The 18583-nt window shown below is 64.2% G+C and carries 16 protein-coding genes; 12 read left to right on the forward strand and 4 right to left on the reverse strand.

The window, feature by feature from the left end; translation table 11 throughout:
* Positions 1-22 precede the first annotated feature (22 nt).
* Together C7446_RS12305 and C7446_RS12310 are read left to right on the forward strand one after the other, a co-directional pair.
* Positions 23-913 (forward strand): glucosamine kinase nucleotide-binding domain-containing protein, encoded by an 891-nt coding sequence (locus C7446_RS12305; RefSeq protein WP_121173415.1) that lies wholly within the window; start codon positions 23-25, stop codon positions 911-913.
* Between the two features lie 72 nt (positions 914-985).
* Positions 986-1786 carry an HAD family hydrolase gene (locus tag C7446_RS12310; protein WP_121173416.1) on the forward strand — a complete coding sequence of 267 codons (801 nt, stop codon included), beginning with the start codon at positions 986-988 and terminating at the stop codon, positions 1784-1786.
* A gap of 12 nt (positions 1787-1798) precedes the next feature.
* Here the strand turns inward: C7446_RS12310 and C7446_RS12315 are convergent, their stop codons facing one another.
* Together C7446_RS12315 and C7446_RS12320 are read right to left on the reverse strand one after the other, a co-directional pair.
* Positions 1799-2863: a YcjF family protein gene (locus C7446_RS12315; protein WP_121173417.1), complete on the reverse strand. Its 1065-nt coding sequence runs from the start codon at positions 2861-2863 to the stop codon at positions 1799-1801.
* Positions 2860-4260: a YcjX family GTP-binding protein gene (locus C7446_RS12320; protein ID WP_121173418.1), complete on the reverse strand. Its 1401-nt coding sequence runs from the start codon at positions 4258-4260 to the stop codon at positions 2860-2862. Before C7446_RS12320 ends, C7446_RS12315 begins: the two co-directional genes overlap by 4 nt.
* A gap of 290 nt (positions 4261-4550) precedes the next feature.
* Between C7446_RS12320 and C7446_RS12325 the strand changes: the two genes are divergently transcribed.
* The 9 genes from C7446_RS12325 to C7446_RS12360 all read left to right on the forward strand — a co-directional run bounded on the left by C7446_RS12325 (position 4551) and on the right by C7446_RS12360 (position 15854).
* On the forward strand, positions 4551-4796 hold the full coding sequence (locus C7446_RS12325) for a GlsB/YeaQ/YmgE family stress response membrane protein (protein WP_121173419.1): 246 nt from the start codon (positions 4551-4553) through the stop codon (positions 4794-4796).
* 171 nt (positions 4797-4967) lie between these two features.
* Complete coding sequence (locus C7446_RS16790; RefSeq protein WP_281272354.1) at positions 4968-5177, forward strand: catalase; 210 nt, start codon at positions 4968-4970, stop codon at positions 5175-5177.
* Positions 5178-5194: 17 nt separating this feature from the next.
* Positions 5195-6376 carry a catalase gene (locus C7446_RS16795; RefSeq protein ID WP_281272355.1) on the forward strand — a complete coding sequence of 394 codons (1182 nt, stop codon included), beginning with the start codon at positions 5195-5197 and terminating at the stop codon, positions 6374-6376.
* Between the two features lie 292 nt (positions 6377-6668).
* Positions 6669-8816 carry a catalase HPII gene (katE, locus tag C7446_RS12335; protein WP_121173420.1) on the forward strand — a complete coding sequence of 716 codons (2148 nt, stop codon included), beginning with the start codon at positions 6669-6671 and terminating at the stop codon, positions 8814-8816.
* A 187-nt stretch (positions 8817-9003) separates the two neighbouring features.
* Complete coding sequence (locus C7446_RS12340; RefSeq protein WP_121173421.1) at positions 9004-10326, forward strand: acyltransferase family protein; 1323 nt, start codon at positions 9004-9006, stop codon at positions 10324-10326.
* A 189-nt stretch (positions 10327-10515) separates the two neighbouring features.
* Positions 10516-12744 (forward strand): DUF1266 domain-containing protein, encoded by a 2229-nt coding sequence (locus tag C7446_RS12345; RefSeq protein ID WP_121173422.1) that lies wholly within the window; start codon positions 10516-10518, stop codon positions 12742-12744.
* Between the two features lie 418 nt (positions 12745-13162).
* Entirely contained in the window at positions 13163-13585 is a 423-nt protein-coding gene (locus C7446_RS12350; protein WP_121173423.1) for a C40 family peptidase, read from the forward strand.
* 126 nt (positions 13586-13711) lie between these two features.
* Entirely contained in the window at positions 13712-14908 is a 1197-nt protein-coding gene (locus tag C7446_RS12355; protein ID WP_245977842.1) for an MFS transporter, read from the forward strand.
* A gap of 193 nt (positions 14909-15101) precedes the next feature.
* Positions 15102-15854: a CDP-alcohol phosphatidyltransferase family protein gene (locus C7446_RS12360; RefSeq protein WP_121173424.1), complete on the forward strand. Its 753-nt coding sequence runs from the start codon at positions 15102-15104 to the stop codon at positions 15852-15854.
* A 54-nt stretch (positions 15855-15908) separates the two neighbouring features.
* Here the strand turns inward: C7446_RS12360 and C7446_RS12365 are convergent, their stop codons facing one another.
* On the reverse strand, positions 15909-16397 hold the full coding sequence (locus tag C7446_RS12365; protein WP_121173425.1) for an FKBP-type peptidyl-prolyl cis-trans isomerase: 489 nt from the start codon (positions 16395-16397) through the stop codon (positions 15909-15911).
* A 253-nt stretch (positions 16398-16650) separates the two neighbouring features.
* Between C7446_RS12365 and C7446_RS12370 the strand changes: the two genes are divergently transcribed.
* A complete protein-coding gene (locus tag C7446_RS12370) occupies positions 16651-16926 on the forward strand; it encodes a hypothetical protein (protein WP_121173426.1) in 276 nt (91 codons plus the stop codon).
* Between the two features lie 122 nt (positions 16927-17048).
* Here C7446_RS12370 and putP read toward each other — a convergent pair whose 3' ends face one another.
* Positions 17049-18533, reverse strand: coding sequence for a sodium/proline symporter PutP (gene putP / locus C7446_RS12375; RefSeq protein WP_121173427.1), 1485 nt, complete (start codon positions 18531-18533; stop codon positions 17049-17051).
* Between the last annotated feature and the right edge of the window lie 50 nt (positions 18534-18583).

The following is an 18583-nucleotide window of genomic DNA, read 5'->3' on the forward strand; positions in this document are numbered from 1 at the left end:
GACGGCAGGAGCGTGCGAGACCATGCAGACGGCGGATATAGCCATCGGGGTGGATGGCGGCGGCAGCGGCACACGGGTATGCGTGACGCGGGGCGGCCGGGTTGTCGAACGGACCGGCCCTCCCTCGGGGCTGGCACTGGGGATCGGACGGGCCTGGCAGCACATCCGGCAGACCGTCGCCGAGGCGCTGGCCGAATGGGGCGAATGCTTCGAACCGGCGCGCTGTGCCATGGCGCTGGGGCTTGCCGGAGCCAATCAGCAGCAGTGGCGCCAGGCCTTCATCGAGGCCGCGCCGCCGCTGGCCGCGCTGCAGGTCGAGAGCGATGCCTTTACCACCCTGATCGGGGCCCACGGCGGCGAGCCGGGCGCGATCGTGGCGGTCGGGACCGGTAGCGTGGGCGCGGCGCTGGCGCCCGATGGCACGCGTCGTTTCGTCGGCGGTTACGGCTTTCCCGCGGGGGATGAGGCCAGTGGCGCCTGGCTGGGGCTGCGGATCACGCGCCATCTGCAGCATGTGCTTGACGGCCGTGCCGGGACGGATGAGCTGGCCCGGGCGCTGCAGGCGGCCATTGGCGCCGACGTGCCGGAGACTCCGATGGAGACCCCGGCGGCACTGACCACCTGGCTGAGCCGGGCCGATCAGACCCGTTATGCGGCGCTGGCGCCGCTGGTGCTGGCGCATGCCGACCACCCCGTGGCCGATGCGCTGCTCAACCGCGCGGGCAGCGAGATCGCGCTGATGCTGCAGGCACTCGATCCCCATGAGCGCCTGCCGCTGGCGCTATGTGGCGGGCTGGGCGAGCCCCTGTCATTGTGGCTGCCGGCACGGTTCGAAAGGCGTCTGTGCCCACCCCGCGAGAGCGCCGTGGCAGGGGCGCTGCGACTGGCCCGTGAACTGCTGCAGGCGGCGTGACGCTGGCATGCATCGAGCCGCCAGGGCATGCTGTCAGGCCATGTTTTTCTACCCCACCCGGGAGTTTCCGGCATGTCGACCAGCCTGATCGTCAGCGACCTCGACCATACCCTGCTCAATGCCGAGCATCGACTTGATGACATCACCATCGAGACCTTTCAGGCTTTGGCCGCCCGGGGGCATCATCTGGCAATCGCCTCGGGCCGGCACTTTCGCGACATAGCCGCCGTCCGGCGGATGCTGGGCGTATCCGGCCACATCATCTCGACCAATGGGGCCCATCTGCATGCCCCGGATGACAGCCTGATCTTCGAAACCCACGTGCCAATGGAGGCGGTGGCGGAGCTGATGTCGCTGGATGTGCCGGAATCGGTACGCATCAATCTCTACACCGGCGACCGCTGGCTGATCGATGCTCCCGAGCCGGCGCTGCTGGCGTTTCATGCCAGTACCGGGTTCAGCTATGAAGTGACCGATGTACGCAGTTTTCAGGGGCATGACATCGGCAAGGTACTGTTCATCGGCGATCCCGAACTGCTGGCAGCGCTGGAGACCGAGATTCGCGCCCGGCTGGGGGAGAGCGTCTACGTCACCTACTCGCTGCCCAATTCGCTGGAGATCATGAACCGCGAGGCCTCCAAGGGACGCATGCTGCAGCGGCTGATGGCGCAGCTCGAGGTGCCCGCCGAGCGCACCCTGGCCTTCGGCGACAATCTCAACGATATCGACATGCTGCAGACCGCCGGGCGCGCCTATGCCGTGGCCAATGCCCATACCCAGCTGACCCTGTCGGCGCCCCATGCCGAAATCATCGGCAGCAATGTCGATGCCGGCGTGGCGTACAAGCTGCGCGAACTGTTCGCACTCGACTGACCCGGGCGGCGGTCATTCCTGCCGCCCCTGCGCGTCGACGCGTTTCAGCTGCTGCCAGAGCTGGCGGCGCAGATCGGCGATGCGCGGGGCTTCGTCCCGGGCGAACGGCATCGGGCGCAGCATGCGCATGGCACGCACGCCCAGCCGGGCGGTCAGCAGACCGCTGGAGAGGCCCTGGGCGGTGCGTGTCGAGAGCCGCTCGGCCAGATTCATCGACAGCAGGTCCATGCCGGCTTCACTGACGACTTCGCTGGCACCGGCAAAGGCCATGTTGGCCAGTACCGCGCGAAACAGCGCCAGCCGGCTGGAGTAGCCGAGCTCCAGCCCGTAGATGGCGGCCAGCCGATCGACCAGCCGCAGGTTGCGCCAGGCCATCAGTGCCATGTCGACCAGCGTCAGCGGACTGACGGCTACCATCACCGCCGTCTCGCCGGACATCCGCGTGATCAGGGCGCGGGCCTTCGCGTCGCGCGGTGCCAGCACGTGGTGGGCAAACAGCAGCCGGGTTTCGCGATTATCATGATGCGCCTGCCGGGCGCTGACAAAGGCCTGCCAGTGCGGATCGTCGCGATCGAGGCCCATCTGGCTGCGCAGCCGCTCGCAGAGTTCAAGGGCGTTGCCGTGGCCATCGCTGACGGTGTCATCCTCGACGGCCTCGCGCAGGCGCACATGCCGGCGCAGATGGCGCAGCCGCACCAGCTCGCGGCCCAGCGCCATGCCGGCCATGCCCACGGCAGTGAAACCGACCACGCTCCAAGCCCCCGACAGCCAGTCCCCGCCCAGCCAGGCCTCGCGCACCCCTTCCACGGCCTGTACGGCGCCCAGGGTGAGACTGCCACCGAGCACTCCCAGCAGCCCCCAGCGCCGCTTGCGCGGATGAGCAAGTGCCCGGTCGAGCGCGCTCTCCGCCGGGGTCTCCGCTGCCTCCGGGGCCAGTGGCCGCGAGGTGCTCTCCAGCGGAAAGTGCCGGCCGGGGACGGGATCGAGACGGGTGAAGGCCGGCGTCCGGTCGCGGCGATGGTCGGGGGCGCCTTCGGCGGGAATCTCGAAGTGCTGTCCGGGACGTGGATCACTCATTGCAGACGATCTCCCAGTAACCAGTCGAGTACCGCATCCAGGCGGATATGGGGCAGGGCACCATCATCGGGCAGCGCCTGTGGCCTGAAGCCGCGAAAGGTGAACCCCTGGCGGCGCCAGAAGTCGGCATCCGGCAGGCTGGCAGGCACCTCGCCGGGAAACATCAGGACCTCCTCGCCGGTCAGGGTCGTTCCGCGCAGGGCCGGCTGGCGCTGGCCGTCATGCTCGACCTCGCGAAATTCGGTGGCGCGCACCGAGGCGAGCGAAAACGGCCGTACCGGGATGTCGAGATAGCGCAGATCGCGGATCGGTTCGGCCAGCAGTGCCTCGATCAGCGACAGCAGTGCCGGGTGCTGTTCGGGCGTAACATGATCGGCCTTGGTAGCCGCCAGTGCCAGCCGGTCGATGCGCGGATTGAACAGTCGACTGAGCAGGCTGCGCCGGCCATAGTCGAAACTCTGCATCAGGGTTGCCAGCGCCTGACGCAGGTCATCGAACACATCCGGCCCGGCATTGAGCGCCGAGAGCACGTCAACCAGGATGATCTGCCGGTCGAAACGGCGAAAGTGATCGCGGTAGAAGGGGCGTACCACCGTGCGCTTGTAGTGCTCGAATCGCTGCGCCAGGGTCTGATAGACGCTGTCGGCCGGGAGCCTGTCCAGCTCCGCGGCGCGCTCGCCGGTCACCCCGGGCAGGGGGAAGAACTGCAGTACCGGCGCGCCCGCGAGTTCGCCGGGCAGCAAAAAGCGCCCCGGCTGGACAAAGGTATAGCCGCCCTCGTGCCGGGCACTGTGGAGGGCCCGGCCGTAGTGTTCGGTCAGCTCGGCGAGCTGCTGCTCATCGGCGGTGGCGGCCGGATCAAGCCCGGCCACGGCATCCAGGAAGGCGGTGCTGTAGCGTCGGCGGCGCTCGGTCATCAGCCGCTCCATGCGCTCGCACCACTCCGGGTAGCTCTGTGCCAGCAGGGGCAGGTCCAGCAGCCATTCGCCGGGATAGTCGATCAGATCCAGCGTCAGGGTGCGCTGCTCGCCGAACAGACGGCTGGTGCCGGTGCGGCTGCGATAGCGAATCGACAGGCGCAGCTCGCTGATGCCGCGGGTCGGTGCCGGCCATTGCGGCGGTGTGCTCCCCAGCGCCGCAAGCGCCTCGTCATAGGGAAAGCGTGGTATCGAGAGATCCGGCTGATTGACCCGCCGGGCGCCGAGCAAGCGGCCCTCGCGGGCGCAGGGCAGCAGTGCCAGCTGTGCGTCCATGCCGGCATGGCGCAGCTGATTGACCAGCGAGGTGAGAAAGGCCGTCTTGCCGGCCTGCGACAGGCCGGTCACGGCCAGGCGCAGCTGTCGGTCGAGGCCGCGTTCCAGCCAGTCGTTGAGTTCGCGGGGTAATGTCAGCGCCATGCGGTAGTCTGTCCATCCATCCGTTGGCCTGCGGGCATGTCTCCGGGCACGCTCAAGGCGCGGGTACCGGGCAGGCTGGCATGATCGGTCGCTTTCAACGTGCTCGGAGGCAATAACCCCGGCACATCATGGTGAAGCGAGGATAGCATGCCTGCCTTTTTGAACGCTGAGCCGTTTCGAACAGTGTCGCCTCGTGAGTCAGGCAGGCATTTTTGTTCATTATTACCTATCCTGGGAGGGCAATAACGTGCACTGCCCGTGCGCGATAAATCGTACCAATGGAGGTAGCAATGGGTTTCATTCTGGCCCTGATCATCGGCGGCATTGCCGGCTGGATTGCTGGAAAGGTCATGCGTGGCGGTGGCTTCGGCATTCTCGGCAATATCGTGGTCGGCGTGGTGGGCGCCGTCATCGGCCGCCTCATCTTTGCCCTGCTGGGGCTCGGCGCCCATAACATCATCGGTTCACTGGTGGTGGCCGTCATCGGTGCGATCGTATTGCTCTGGATCGTCTCGCTGATCAAGCGCAAGACCTGAACCATCCGACACGTGCGATGCTGTGCGCCCGGTTTCGACCGGGCGTTTTTGCGGGCCGCCTGCAGCAGTATCAGCAGGTTCAATCACGGCGATTGCAGTTTCTGATTAAGAGTCTCGGTTTTGATTGTGTAAATTAATCGAAGTCGACAACCTGATTCAGGACCGTAATTCATGGCCGATCCGAAACACGCCCGCTATACCACCGCCAATGGCGCACCCGTACCGCATGACGACATCAGTATCACTGCCGGTGCGCGCGGTCCGTTGACGTTCGACAACTGGCGGCTGTTCGAAAAGCTTGCCCACTTCAACCGTGAGCAGATTCCCGAGCGCGTGGTACATGCCCGTGGCGCAGCGCCGCTTTCGGCACCTTCCGCCTGACGCGCGATCTGAGCGATCTGACCTGCGCCGACTTTCTCGGGAGCGTGGGCAGGCAGACACCGGTGGTGGCCCGCTTCTCTACCGTCGCCGGCGGTCAGGACAGTGCCGATAACCTGCGTGACGTCCGCGGCTTCTCGGTCAGGTTCTACACCGAGGAGGGCAACTGGGACATGGTGGGCAACAATACGCCCGTCTTCTTCATCCGCGAACCGAGCAAGTTCCCCGACTTCATCCATACCCAGAAAAAGGACCCGCGCAACAACCTGGTCAACTGGCAGAATCGCTGGGAGTTCTGGGCCAACCATCCGCAATCCTTCCACCAGGTCACCATCCTGCTCTCCGATCGCGGTATCCCGTACAGCTACCGACACATGAACGGCTACAGCTCGCACACCCTGAGTTTCTACAACGAGCGGGGCGAGCGTGTCTGGGTAAAGTGGCACTTCAAGACCAATCAGGGCATTCGCAACCTGACCGATGAGCAGGCACGCCACTACCACATCAATCCCTTCGATCTGACCAAGGTGTGGCCGCATGCCGACTTTCCGCTGATGGAGATCGGTCAGCTCGAACTCAATCGCAATCCGGACAACTACTTCGCCCAGGTCGAGCAGCTGGCCTTCTCGCCCTCGAACTTCGTGCCCGGCATCAGCGGTTCGCCCGATCGGGTGCTGCAGTCACGGCTGTGGGCCTATGCCGATGCCCATCGCTATCGGCTGAGCGTCAATTACCAGCAGATCGAGGTCAATCGCCCGCGCTGTCCGGTCAGCAATTATCAGCGTGACGGGCTCATGGCGGCAGCGGCGTCGCCGGGTGAAGCGCGGGAAGGCGGGCAGTATGCCCTGACCAACTTCTATCCCAACGATCGCGCTGCCGAGGGGGCGCCGGTGCCCGATGCCAGCGTGGTCGAGCCACCCATGCCACTGGAGCAGGAGGCCTGGGTGAACTACCACGACAATCGTGACGAGGACAACTTCAGTCAGGCCGGTGAACTCTATCGTCTGTTCGACGAAGGCCAGCGCGAACGGCTGGCCCGGGTGTTCGCCACCACCCTGCAGGAGGTCACGGCCGGCGTGCGCCAGCGGGTGATTGCCCAGTGCTGCGCTGCGGATGAGGATTACGGCCGCCGCGTGGCGCAGGCCTGTCGCGAAGGCGCCGGTGAGTCTGCCACCGCGGAGCAGACCCTGAACAACCCATGATGCGTCGGTAATTCGCGGGCAGCATCACGCAGCCGAGAGTCGAACACCACCGGCTGCGCATACGCCCCTGGCATCAACAGCAAGCCCCGGCTCCGGTCGGGGCTTTCCTTTTTGGCAGAGCTGCGGGTTTGTTCCTACGATAAAAAATGCATCGCCGGCTGCCGGAAAAGCGCCGGCGGTTGCAGAAGGTCGGTGATGGCCTGTCATCGCTTCGTACAAGGATACTGAACACGACTATCGGACAGTCGCTTCGGTCGTCTTGCGACCGTGATGTTCAACGAGGAGAGATCGAATGGCTAGGAATCCTTACAGCACATCCAACACGGATGAGGCTCACGATACCGATTTCAATACCAGTGAGCGCTCCAAGGATGAAAATCTGACCCGCTATCGCAGTGATGCCGAAGGGCATGATCTGCGGACCAATCACGGAGCCCGTATAGCGGACAATCACAACTCGCTGAAGGCCGGCGAGCGTGGTCCGACCCTGATGGAAGACTTTGTCTTCCGCGAAAAGCTCAATCATTTCGATAACGAGCGCATTCCCGAGCGTATCGTGCACGCCAGGGGGGCTGCCGCTCACGGTGTGTTCGAAGCCTATCCGGAAGCCGAGAAGTATTCCAAGGCAGCGGTGTTCAGGAACGGCAAGCAGACGCCGACCTTCGTACGCTTCTCCACGGTGCAGGGCGCGCGCGGTTCCAACGATACCGTGCGTGACGTCCGCGGTTTTGCCACCAAGTTCTATACCGAAGAGGGCAACTGGGATCTGGTCGGCAACGACATGCCGGTCTTCTTTATCCAGGATGCCATCAAGTTTCCCGATTTCGTGCATGCGGTGAAGCCCGAACCGCACAACGAGATTCCCCAGGGGCAGTCGGCACACGATACCTTCTGGGACTTCGTCTCGCTGATGCCGGAGTCGGCGCACATGGTGCTCTGGACCATGTCCGACCGAGCCTTTCCGCGCAGCTATCGGTCCATGGAAGGCTTCGGTGTACATACCTTTCGGCTGGTGGACAGGCAGGGCAAGTCGCGTTTCGTCAAGTTCCACTGGAAGCCGCTGGCCGGTACCTGGTCCCTCATCTGGGACGAGGCCCAGCTGCTATGGGGCCGGGATCCCGACTTCAACCGTCGCGAGATGTGGAATGACATCGAGAACGGCGACTATCTCGAGTGGGAACTCGGGGCCCAGATTGTCGAGGAGGAGGACGAGCACAAGTTCGACTTCGATATCCTCGATCCAACCAAGATCATCCCCGAGGAGCAGGTGCCGGTCACCCCGCTGGGCAAGATGACCCTGAACCGCAACCCGGACAACTACTTCGCCGAGACCGAGCAGGTGGCCTATAATCCGGCACACATCGTACCGGGGATCGATTTCACCAATGACCCGCTGCTGCAGGGGCGCCTGTTCTCCTATCTGGATACCCAGATGCTGCGCCTGGGCGGGCCGAACTTTCAGGAGATCCCGATCAATCAGCCGGTCACGCCGGTGCACAACAACCAGCGCGACTCGATGCATCGTCAGACGATCAACAAGGGGCAGGCGGCCTACGAGCCCAACTCGATCGATGGCGGCTGGCCGCGCGAGACGCCGGCAGCCCCGGAAAACGGCGGCTTCGAGACGGTCAATGAGCGCGTCGATGCCCACAAGATCCGGGCGCGCAGCAACTCCTTCGCCGATCACTATTCCCAGGCCACGCTGTTCTGGAACAGTCAGACCGAGGTCGAGAAGGAGCACATCATCGCGGCCTACACCTTCGAGCTCTCCAAGGTCGAGCGGCCATGGATTCGTGAGCGGGTCATCCAGCAGATCCTGCCCAACATCGATCTCGAGCTGGCGCGTCGTGTGGGGGAAAACCACGGTATCGAGGCGCCGACCGAGAAGCCGGCGCCGGCCGAGGAGCTGGGGCAGGGGGCCCAGACCGAGTCTCCCGCCCTCAGCCTGATGGCGCGTCTGCCCGGCAATATCCGCTATCGCAAGGTCGCCATCCTGGCGGCCAATGGTGTCGATGGCGAGCAGGTCGAAAGCATTCGTTCGAAGCTCAGCGCCGAGGGTGCCCGGGGCTTCGTGATTGCGCCCAGCATGGCGCCGCTGAAGACGAAGGGCGGTGGCTCGCTGGCACCGGATGCCATGCTCAACGGGCTGCCATCGGTCACCATGGATGCGGTCATCGTGCCCGGCGGGTCCGATAGTGTCGAGGCCCTCAAGAGCTCCGGGCTGGGACAGTACTATCTGCAGGAGGCCTGGAAGCATCTCAAGGTCATTGCCACCGTAGGGGAGGCGAAGGACCTGATCGAGGCGGCCAACGTTGAAATGGGCGATGGGGTGCTCAATGCCGACAGCGTTGATGGCTTCTTCGGTGACTTTGTCAGTTCCCTGGGTCAGCATCGGGTCTGGTCGCGGGATGCCAAGGCCAACAGCATGCCGGCAGGCTGAGAGCCGGCCCTGATGACAGCGAACCCCGGCTTCGGTCGGGGTTTTTTGTGCCCTGCTTTCCGGGGTTAAACCCTTTCGGGAATGGACGCCGAATACCCTTGTGGTATGTTTCAGGCCCGCATCATGCGGCGGTCGCGACCAGGTTCGCCGACGCTGCAGCTGTCAAGCGCCACACGGAAGATTCATCATGTCCCAGCCTGCTGCCACGCCATCTTCTTCCTCGCCGCCCCGCCGGTCGCGCGAGCGCTTCATCGGGCTGGAGTGGCTGCGCTTTCTGCTGGGATTCTACATTGTGCTGTTTCATACCCTGCACAATTACCCCAGCATCAGCAGCTGGTCACACTATCTGACCGATGTCGGCTTTTTTGCCACCAGCGCCTTTTTCGTGCTCTCCGGGTTTCTGCTGACGCATGTCTATCTGGATGGCGATCAGCGCATGCGCGAGCCGGCTCACCATTTCTGGATCAAGCGCTTCGCCAATCTCTATCCGATTCATGTCGGCTCGTTTCTGCTGGCGATGGCGGTTTCCACGCTGGTGGGCTATCTGGCGATCACGGCCGAGGATGCCGGTACGTCACTGCGCTTCGTGATGTTCGATGTCAACAATGACATGGGACAGCTCAATCCCGGCAGCCTCAAGCATCTGATGGACAACGGTGAGGTGGCCCTGAACGTGGGGCTCAATGTGCTGATGCTGCACGCCTGGAACCCCTATTATCTGACCTTCAATCCGCCGTCGTGGTCGATCTCGGCACTGTTCTTCTTCTATCTGCTGTTTCCGGTACTGGCACCGCGACTGAGGCGGGTCAGGCATACCCGGCTGGCGCTGACGGCCACCAACCTGATCTATCTGATTCCGCCGCTGATCGTGATTGCCACGACCCAGTACGGCATGCCCGAGACGGGCATCCTGCATCGCAATCCGATCATTCGGCTGCCGGAGTTCGTGGCCGGGATACTGCTGTGTGCCTTCTATGCCAAACGCCGGGATGCCGGCCGTCGTCCGACGGGCGGAACCTGCCTGCTGCTGCTGATCTTCGTGCTGGCGGCAATGGCGGGGGCGACCCTGCTGCTGCGCCAGGGCCATGCCTGGTATTATCTGCTGCACAACGGGCTGCTGCTGCCGGCTCAGCTGGCACTGATCTATGCGGCCCTGTTCATCCCGACCCCCCGCCGGGCCTGGGTTGAACGTCTGGCAGGGCGGCTGGGCGGCGCCTCGCTGCCGATGTTTGCCCTGCACGTGCCGCTGTTCGTGCTGTTCTCCCGCGCCGAACGGATCCTCTCCGGTGAACCCTGGCTCTGCCCGGGCAACTTTCGGCTCTGCATAGCTGCGGCAGGCGATCTGTCGCTGGCCCTGTATCCCGTTTTCCTGCTGGTGACGGTCGTGTTCTGCGTGATCTTTCAGGAGCAGCTCGTGGTGCGCGTGCGCAGGAAAATGGTCAGCGCGCTGCTTTCCCGCCGTACGCAGCGAACCGCTGCCCGCGAGGCGCCGGGGCCCGGCCCCCTCTGAGGACCCTTCGAAGCCGCTTCCGATCGGTTACAATGGGTGGCTGCTCCGGGGCGATAGCGCTTCGGGGCGAGGCCCGTTGCGTCCGATAAAGTGTCTCTTCGATCGACCCCTTCAGTGATTCAGAGGTGAGTAGTGAACGACACGCACAGGGGTTGGTGGGTCAGAGTGCTCACGCGCCATGGCTGGCCCATGGCCGATGACCCGACACGCATGCTGAGTGCGCCGCGCGCCAGGGCCAGACTGCGTGCACTGGCGATCGAGGATCGGGGTGCGCTGGCCTGGCAGCTGATGAAAAGTGGTGAGCAGCCGGCAGACTGTCCCCGGGCACTGCTGCTGCTGGCCCTGGGCGGTTGTGCCGGCTGGCTGGGCGAGACTGCGATCGATCACTGGCTGGCGCGTCTGGCCGCGGTCAGCGAGGGGCGCACGCCCGCTGACGAGGATGATCCCTGGCCACGGGGACGTGCGGCCATCTGGCGCGCGCGCGCGCTGCTGGCGCCGATGCCCGAGGCGGAGGGAGACAGCGCATGCGACTGGCCGGAGGTGGCGCTGTTTCTGACGCGCACCTGGGCGATCACCGACCGCAGTGAGCTGATCCGGATGCTGCTCTGGCTCGGCGGGCAGGGGCATCGGTACGGCTGGGATCTCGATTATCGCCGCATTCGGCGGATGACCTCTGCCGAACGGCTGAAATGGCGTGCCGGACTGGGCGAGAACGAGGACTACGGTCGGGTGCTGCTGCAGTTCGTGGGGCGTGACGAGACACCGGACTGGGCCGCATGGGACTGGTTGCGGCTGATCGATCTGGCCTGCGCCGGCTGGCTGATGGGCTGGCTGGAGGAGCAGGAAGCCGTGGATTTCGCGGTTCATGGCATGGATCTGCTGCTGCAGCGCCATGATGACTGGGCCGGCATGCTGGCGGCCTGGCAGCGCGGAGCCAGTCTGTTCGAAGGACGTGATCTGACCACTGAAACCGATGCCCGCGCCGAGCTGCTGCTTCACGGCCGGCACACGCCCTGGCAGCACCCGCCCGCCGCCCTGGTGGATGAGACGATGCTGGCAGCGTCCCGGGAGCGCATTCGTCAGTGGCGCTCGGGGGCCCGGCACTGGGTGCTGGCGGTGGCGGGAGTACGCGATCCCGATCTGTTCTATCGGCAGGGTATGGCAGCCCCGGCCGATGACCAGCGTCGCCGGGAAGCCCGCCGGTATCTGCAGGAGACGCTGGACTGGTGGCCGCAGGAAGGGGTATCGGCGATCTCCCGTTACTGGCTGCCGGGGCAGGCCCATCACCTCAATCAGCTGGCCAGCGATGCCGCGCATCGCACGCTGGCGCCAGCCGATACACCGTTCGGGCGACCCTCGCGGGAGTGGCTGACGGTAAGGGGGCAGCTTGCCGAATGCCGTGAGCATGCCGCGACCATCGTGATGGCGGAGCGCTTCGGCTTTCAGCTGGCCATGCTCGAGGATGGCGACGTGGGCGAGGAAGAGGTGCAGCAGCGGCTGCAGCGCTCGTTTGCCGGTGTGCTGGGGCGTCTCTATGCCACGCCCGAGCGGCTGCTGCAGGCTTGGCTGGCCTGGGAGCGGGTGCTGCCGGAAGACCCCGACGCGTCGCTGGCCGATGATCTTGAATGGCATCTGAATGATCCCGGCAGCCCCTTTCACTGGCTGGAATACCTGGCGGGCGAGTGGCAGGAGCCCGGCCCGCGGCCCACGCTCGAACAGTTCACTGCCCTGGCCCTGAGCGGACCGCTCAACACCCCGAACTGGGGCATGCCGCAGATGCAGCAGAATCGCCAGACCGGCGAGCTGCGCGACTGGCTGGACAGCCACTACGGGCTAGGCAGCGCAACGGCGCTGCGCGACTTTCTCGACTTCCTGAGCGAGGCGGGCGATCGTCAGGAGTATCAGATCACCTATGCCCCCTATACGCTCAATCTGCCGCGTCTTCGCGAGGAGATCGCAATCATGGAGACCGGGCAGTGCAGCGAAGAGGATCAGGTACATCTCGATCGCCTGCGTCGTGTACGGGACAATGATCAGCAGTGCAACGACCTCGACATGGCCGCCTGGGACATTGCCCAGCTGGCGGATCTGTGTGTCGCCGGCCGCCAGCTGGGCTGGCTGGATGAAGATGCCATGAATCACTATCTCGAGCGTGCCCTGGCCCTGGCCCGGCAACACTATGGTGACTGGCGCGCCTATGCCCGGGGACTCTATGCCGGCTACAGCTTTTTCATGATGGGTGTTCCCGAGCGCCACCGCTTGCTCGAAGAGCTGCGCAGTGCGCTGATGATGTGGCTCTGTGGTACTCCGCCGCTGGCAGGCGCCTGGGCGAGCCTGGATTTTCCCGGCGCCGCACCGGGACACTGGCCGGCCCTGCATGTCGATGTCCTCAGCCAGGATCGCAGCATTCTGCACTGAAGGGGATTGGGCCCGCAGGACGATCGCTCTGGCGGAAAAGTGTGAGGCGAACGGTTGAGTCGGGCAGGAGGCGATTAAAAAACACCGTTGTTTTTCATTAGGTATCGTCAATCAGAGCGATAGCCTTTATGATCCCGCTGACGTGCACGGCGCCAGGGGCCGGGCACCGCACACGGTGAATAATGATACCGGCTGGCGCGCCGGCCGGATCGATAAAAAGGGTCACACCATGCATTACCCGCTTCTGCGCAGGCTGGGAGCCGGCAGTGTCGTGCTGTTGCTGCTTGCAGGCTGCGCAGCTCAGAACACGGCATCCTCGAGCGCTGCCACGAGGGTGGATGCCGCGTCAGCGCTGGCCGTCAGCTCGGCCGGTTCGGCCCGGTCGAGGCAACAAATGCGCTCCTCGCTTGAGCATTTCATGCAGTCGGTGTCACTGGCCGATATCCGCGAAACCCTGCTGGGTGAGGCATCCGCCTGGTCCGGCACGCCCTACCGCTACGGCGGGGAGACCCGCGCCGGGATCGACTGTTCGGCCCTGGTGCAGCGTATCTATCGCGACAGCTTCGATGTCCGCCTGCCGCGCACTACGGCGGGTCAGGTGCTTGAAGGCCAGCGGATCGCCCGCGATGAGCTGCAGCCGGGTGATCTGATCTTCTTTCGACCCTCCCGCCGGGACCGTCATGTCGGCATCTATGTCGACAATGGCATGTTCCTGCACGCTTCGAGCTCATCGGGTGTCAGGATGTCGAAGCTGGATAACCCCTACTGGATCAGTCACTACTGGCAGGCGCGCCGTCCCGAGGCCGCCCAGCTGCTGGTCATGCGAACGGCGTCCCGCTAGTCCGCGCGGCCATTCGGCCATGAAATGTCCGGTGTCCGCCCGTTTCATGGCATCATGATGACTTGTCCATTGGCGAAGCGGTAATGGCTGCCGCTTCGTCGTGCCTTGAGTTGGCAGGGAGGTCACTTGAGCATCGAACCCCGCACGCCACGGTGGTGGCGAGCAACCCTGGCGCTGAGCCTCGGTTCCTTTCTGATTTTCGTCAATCTTTATGCCATTCAGCCACTGATGCCTCGCGTGGGTGAAGACCTGAACCTGTCGTCGCTGCAGGCCAGCTGGCTGCTGTCGGTGGCCACGCTGACCCTGGCGATTGCACTGCTGATATTCGGCCCGCTTTCGGATGCGATCGGGCGTCGCGCGCTGATGCTGATCACCATGGCGCTGGCAACGGTCTGCACCCTGATGCTGTCGCTGGCGCCGGGCTATGCCAGCCTGCTGGCGCTGCGCGCGCTGCAGGGGTTCCTGCTGGGCGGGCTGCCCGCCGTGGCTGTCGCCTGGATGGGGGACGAGTTCACCCGCCCGGCGCTGACCATGGCAGTCGGCCTCTATATCAGCGGCAATTCACTGGGTGGTATCAGTGGCCGGGTCATCGGTGGTGCCGTGGGCGGTGTCTGGGGCTGGCGCGCCAGTTTCGTGGTGGTCGGGCTGCTCAGTGTCGTGGCCTGGCTGGTGTTCCTGTGGCTGCTGCCCCATCAGCGCTCCTTTGTTCCCCGCAGCCTGAACCTGCGCAGGATGGGAGGCGATCTGCTGGGCCACCTGCGCAATCGCATGCTGCTGGGCGCCTATCTGCTTGGCGGGCTCAACTTCTTCGTTTTCGTCAACCTCTACAGCTACATCACCTTTCGGCTCTCGGCGCCGCCCTTCGGGCTGGCCACCCAGTGGCTGGGGCTGCTGTTTCTGACCTATCTCGGCGGGACGGTCGGCTCGGCCTTTTCGGGACGCCTGACCGGCAGGCTCTCCCAGCCGGCGGTGATGATCTCGGGTATCGTGCTGCTGATGGCAGGGACCCTGATCACCCTGTCAGGCTCACTGCCCATCATTGTGGCCGGACTGTGCTTCAATGCCTTCGGGTTCTTCATGTGCCACTCGATGGCCTCCAGCTGGGTAGGTCGTCAGGCGATCGGCGCGCGCGCCAGTGCCTCTTCGCTCTATCTCATGTTCTATTATCTTGGTGCCAGTCTGGGCGGCTTTTATCTCGAACCCTTCTGGAAACTGGCCGAATGGCCGGGGGTAGTGGCGGCAGCACTGGCGGTCTTCTGCATTACCCTGACCATTGCCGAGCTGCTGCGACGGATGGAGCGTTGCCAGCTGGTACGGGGTTGACCCGTGGCCGCGCCGGGCCAGGTATGCTCTTGCCCGGGCACGCCAGGGTGCCGGCCGGGGCGAGGTGCGCTCGTGCCGGGGCAGCCGGGCCGGGGTCGGAAATCCGGTTTCGATACGGGGATCGCGTCGACCCGGCGACACGGGAAGCGCAGGTGGTTTAAAATAAAAGTAACACGATGTTACCGAGGTTTCGATGCTGGATCGCTGGCTGAGACGCGCTACCCAGCCGCCGCTTCGCTGGCTGGCAAGGCATTCGATCTATTGGCGGGTGACGCCCCTGGGGGCCTCTCTGACGGGGCTGACGCTGGCGGTATTCGTCATGGTCATGCTGGTGCTGCATTTCTACATGGCGGCACTGGCGGGGTTGCTGCTCAATCGCTTCTTTGACGGGCTTGATGGTGCGCTGGCACGGACCATGGGGGAGGACGAGACTGCCGGGCGCTTTCTCGATGCCTGTCTGGAAGTGCTCTCTCGCATGCTGTTTCTGCTCGGCTTTGCTCTGGCAGAGCCGGCGCAGAATGCGTTGCCGGCACTGATTCTGCTGGCAACGGGCAGCGCACTGGATATCAGCATTGCCCGGTTCGAGGCCCAGACCGGGCAGCGAAGAGGCGTGCTGAGGCATGCGCACTGGGCGCTGCGCCTGCTGGACATGATCACGCACGCCACACCACGGCTGCTGATTCTGGTAGCCGCCTGCGTCTGGCCGCACTACTTTCCCGTCATTGCCTGGAGTTATGCCGGCGTTCAGGCACTGCTGCTGCCGGCCCGGGTCATTCTCGGCTATCGCCGGCTGGCCGGTCGCGATCGTCTGGCAAGAGCCGAGCGTGCCGCTCGCATGACGGCGCTTGGGGTCGTGGAGGCCGGCAGGCCGGGGTTTGCCCTCCCGCCATGGCGAAACGCTGAAGTCGGCAGCGCAGGGCGGCAGGCAGCAGCGAAGGCAACATGAAAGAAGGCGGCCCGGGGGTCGCCTTCCTGATAAGCGGTCGAACCGGTGACTGGCTCAGTGCTGCTCTTCACTGCCGCCTTCGCCATGTACATGGCCATGCTCGACTTCTTCGGAGCTGGCTTCGCGCACTTCCTGCACGTTGACATCGAAATTGAGCGTTTCGCCAGCCAGCGGATGGTTGCCGTCAACCGTCACGGTGTCACCTTCCACCTTGGTGACGGTTACCAGCAGCGGGCCGCCTTCGGTCTGAGCCTGAAACTGCATGCCGGGCTGGATGTCCTCGACACCCTGGAAGGCGTCGCGCGGTACATCCTGAACCAGCGAAGGCTGGACTTCGCCATAACCTTCCGAAGGTTCGACCCGCGCCTTGACCTGATCACCGCTGTTATGACCGGCAAGCTCCTTTTCGAGGCCGGGGATGATGTTGCCCGAACCGTGGAGATAGGTCAGCGGTTCACGACCTTCGGAGCTGTCCAGAACCTCTCCGGCGTCGTTCGTCAGCGTGTAATGAAAAGCGACGACTGTGTTGTCGGCGATTTGCATGGTTAAGCCCCTGAGTCGTTGGTAAGGGTATGTGAAATGCACGGCGCAGTGGATCATCATGCCGGGACATGAAGATGTCTTGCGTCACGTTAGATCATTAGGTGGCTCCTCATGGCGCGATTTCAACCCATGGCGGGTGAATTTTCCGCATTTCTGCCGGAGGCGCCGGGGGCACCTGTGCAGGGGCCAGGCCAAGCGGCTAGAATGCCCGACGATACTGTCATCGCAACAAGAATGTTCGGAGATTTCGAGAATGCTGACCCTGATCTGGCTGGTGGTGTTCGTGGTCGTCGCCATTGCGATATGGGCGGACTGGAATAGCATGTTTTCGGGGGTGGTACGCCGCGCGCTGCCGGAAGCCCTGCAGGTTGATGAGTATGATCGCTATATCTGGAGCGTGGCGCTGGGGATCGTGATCGCCACCCTGGCGGTGAATCCGATTTCGACGCTGACTACCCTGATCCTGCTCGCCATTATCGGCTTTATCGTGCGTGCCCTGCTGCGTTTTGCCATGAAGTTCGTGCACTGATCCCGCGCGGCAGCCGCTCCTCCTCGGCCGCCTCGTGATAGAGTGAAAAAACCCCGCGTCGATCATCGACGCGGGGTTTTTTGCGTTGCACCAGGCCCCGCTGGCAGGGGCCCGTTGCCGGTTCAGCCGTGTTGCTGGCGGGCCTCATCGAAGTGCTGCTGAACCCGGGCGGCGGGTTCGCCGGTCAGCAGGCTGACGATCCAGATGGCCAGATACGAGAAGACCACGCCCGGCACGATCTCGTAGAGGTCGAAGAGCCCGCCGGACAGCTGTGCCCAGATCACTACGGTGACCCCGCCGATGACGATCCCGGCCAGTGCGCCCCAGCGGTTCATGCGGCGCCAGAACAGTGCCATGACCAGGGCCGGGCCGAAGGCTGCACCAAAGCCCGCCCAAGCGTAGGAGACCAGTTCCAGCACGCTGGAGTCGGGGTTGAGGGCAAACAGGTAGGCAATGATGGCAATGCCGACGACCGACAGGCGGCCGACCCAGACCAGCTCCTTCTGCGTGGCATTCTTGCGGAAGATGGCCTTGTAGAAATCATCGGCAAGCGCCGAGGAGGAGACCAGCAGCTGGGAGTCGGCCGTCGACATCACTGCAGCGAGGATGGCAGCCAGCAGCACGCCGGCCACGACCGGGTGGAAGATGGTATTGACCATGATCATGAAGATCTTCTCGCTGTCGCCCAGATCACGGGGGATATAGACCAGCCCCAGCAGACCGACGGCCACGGCGCAGATCAGCCCCAGTGCCGACCAGGTGACGGCAATCCGTCGGGCCACCGGGATATCACTGTCGCTGCGGATGGCGGCAAAGCGCGCCAGGATATGCGGCTGACCGAAGTAGCCCAGTCCCCAGGCGAGCGAGCTGATGATACCGATCAGGGTCAGCCGCTCGCCGGTCGAGGCATCGCGGAACCACTCCAGCAGCTGGGGGTTCTCGGCCGTGATGCGTGAGGCGGCCTCGCTGAAACCGCCCATGTCGGTCAGTGCGATGATCGGCACGACCAGCAGCGCAGCGGCCATCATCAGCCCCTGGATCAGGTCGGTCCAGGAGACGGCCAGAAAGCCGCCGAAGAAGGTATAGGAGATGATGGCGATGGTGCCCACGGTAACCGCCACGGTGTAATCGAGGCCGAAGACGGTATTGAACAGCTTGCCGCCGGCCACCAGCCCCGAACTGGTATAGAACAGGAAGAACAGCAGGATGAATACCGCCGAAATGACCCGCAGCAGGTGGGAGTGGTCCTCGAAGCGGTGCTCGAAGAATTCCGGAAGCGTAAGCGAATCGTTGGCAATGTAGCTGTAGATGCGCAGCCGGCGTGCCGTGATCAGCCAGTTCAGCCAGGTGCCGGCCAGCAGGCCGATGCCGATCCAGGCCGCGGAAAGCCCGCTGACGTAGGCGGCACCCGGCAGCCCCAGCAGCAGCCAGCCCGACATGTCCGAGGCCCCGGCGGAGATCGCCGAGGTCCAGGGGCCCAGCGAGCGCCCGCCCAGTATATAGTCGGAAAGATTCGCGGTACGGCGATAGGCGTAGAGCCCGATACCCAGCATCAGCAGCAGGTAGAGGGCAAACGTGATGCCGATGAGTATGTTGTTTTCGACCATTGTCTGTTGTCCCTTGCCATTGTTGTAACGAGTTTCAGGGTCTCCGGCAT

Origin of the sequence: Kushneria sinocarnis (assembly GCF_003633775.1) — a bacterium.
Classification (GTDB): Bacteria; Pseudomonadota; Gammaproteobacteria; order Pseudomonadales; family Halomonadaceae; genus Kushneria; species Kushneria sinocarnis.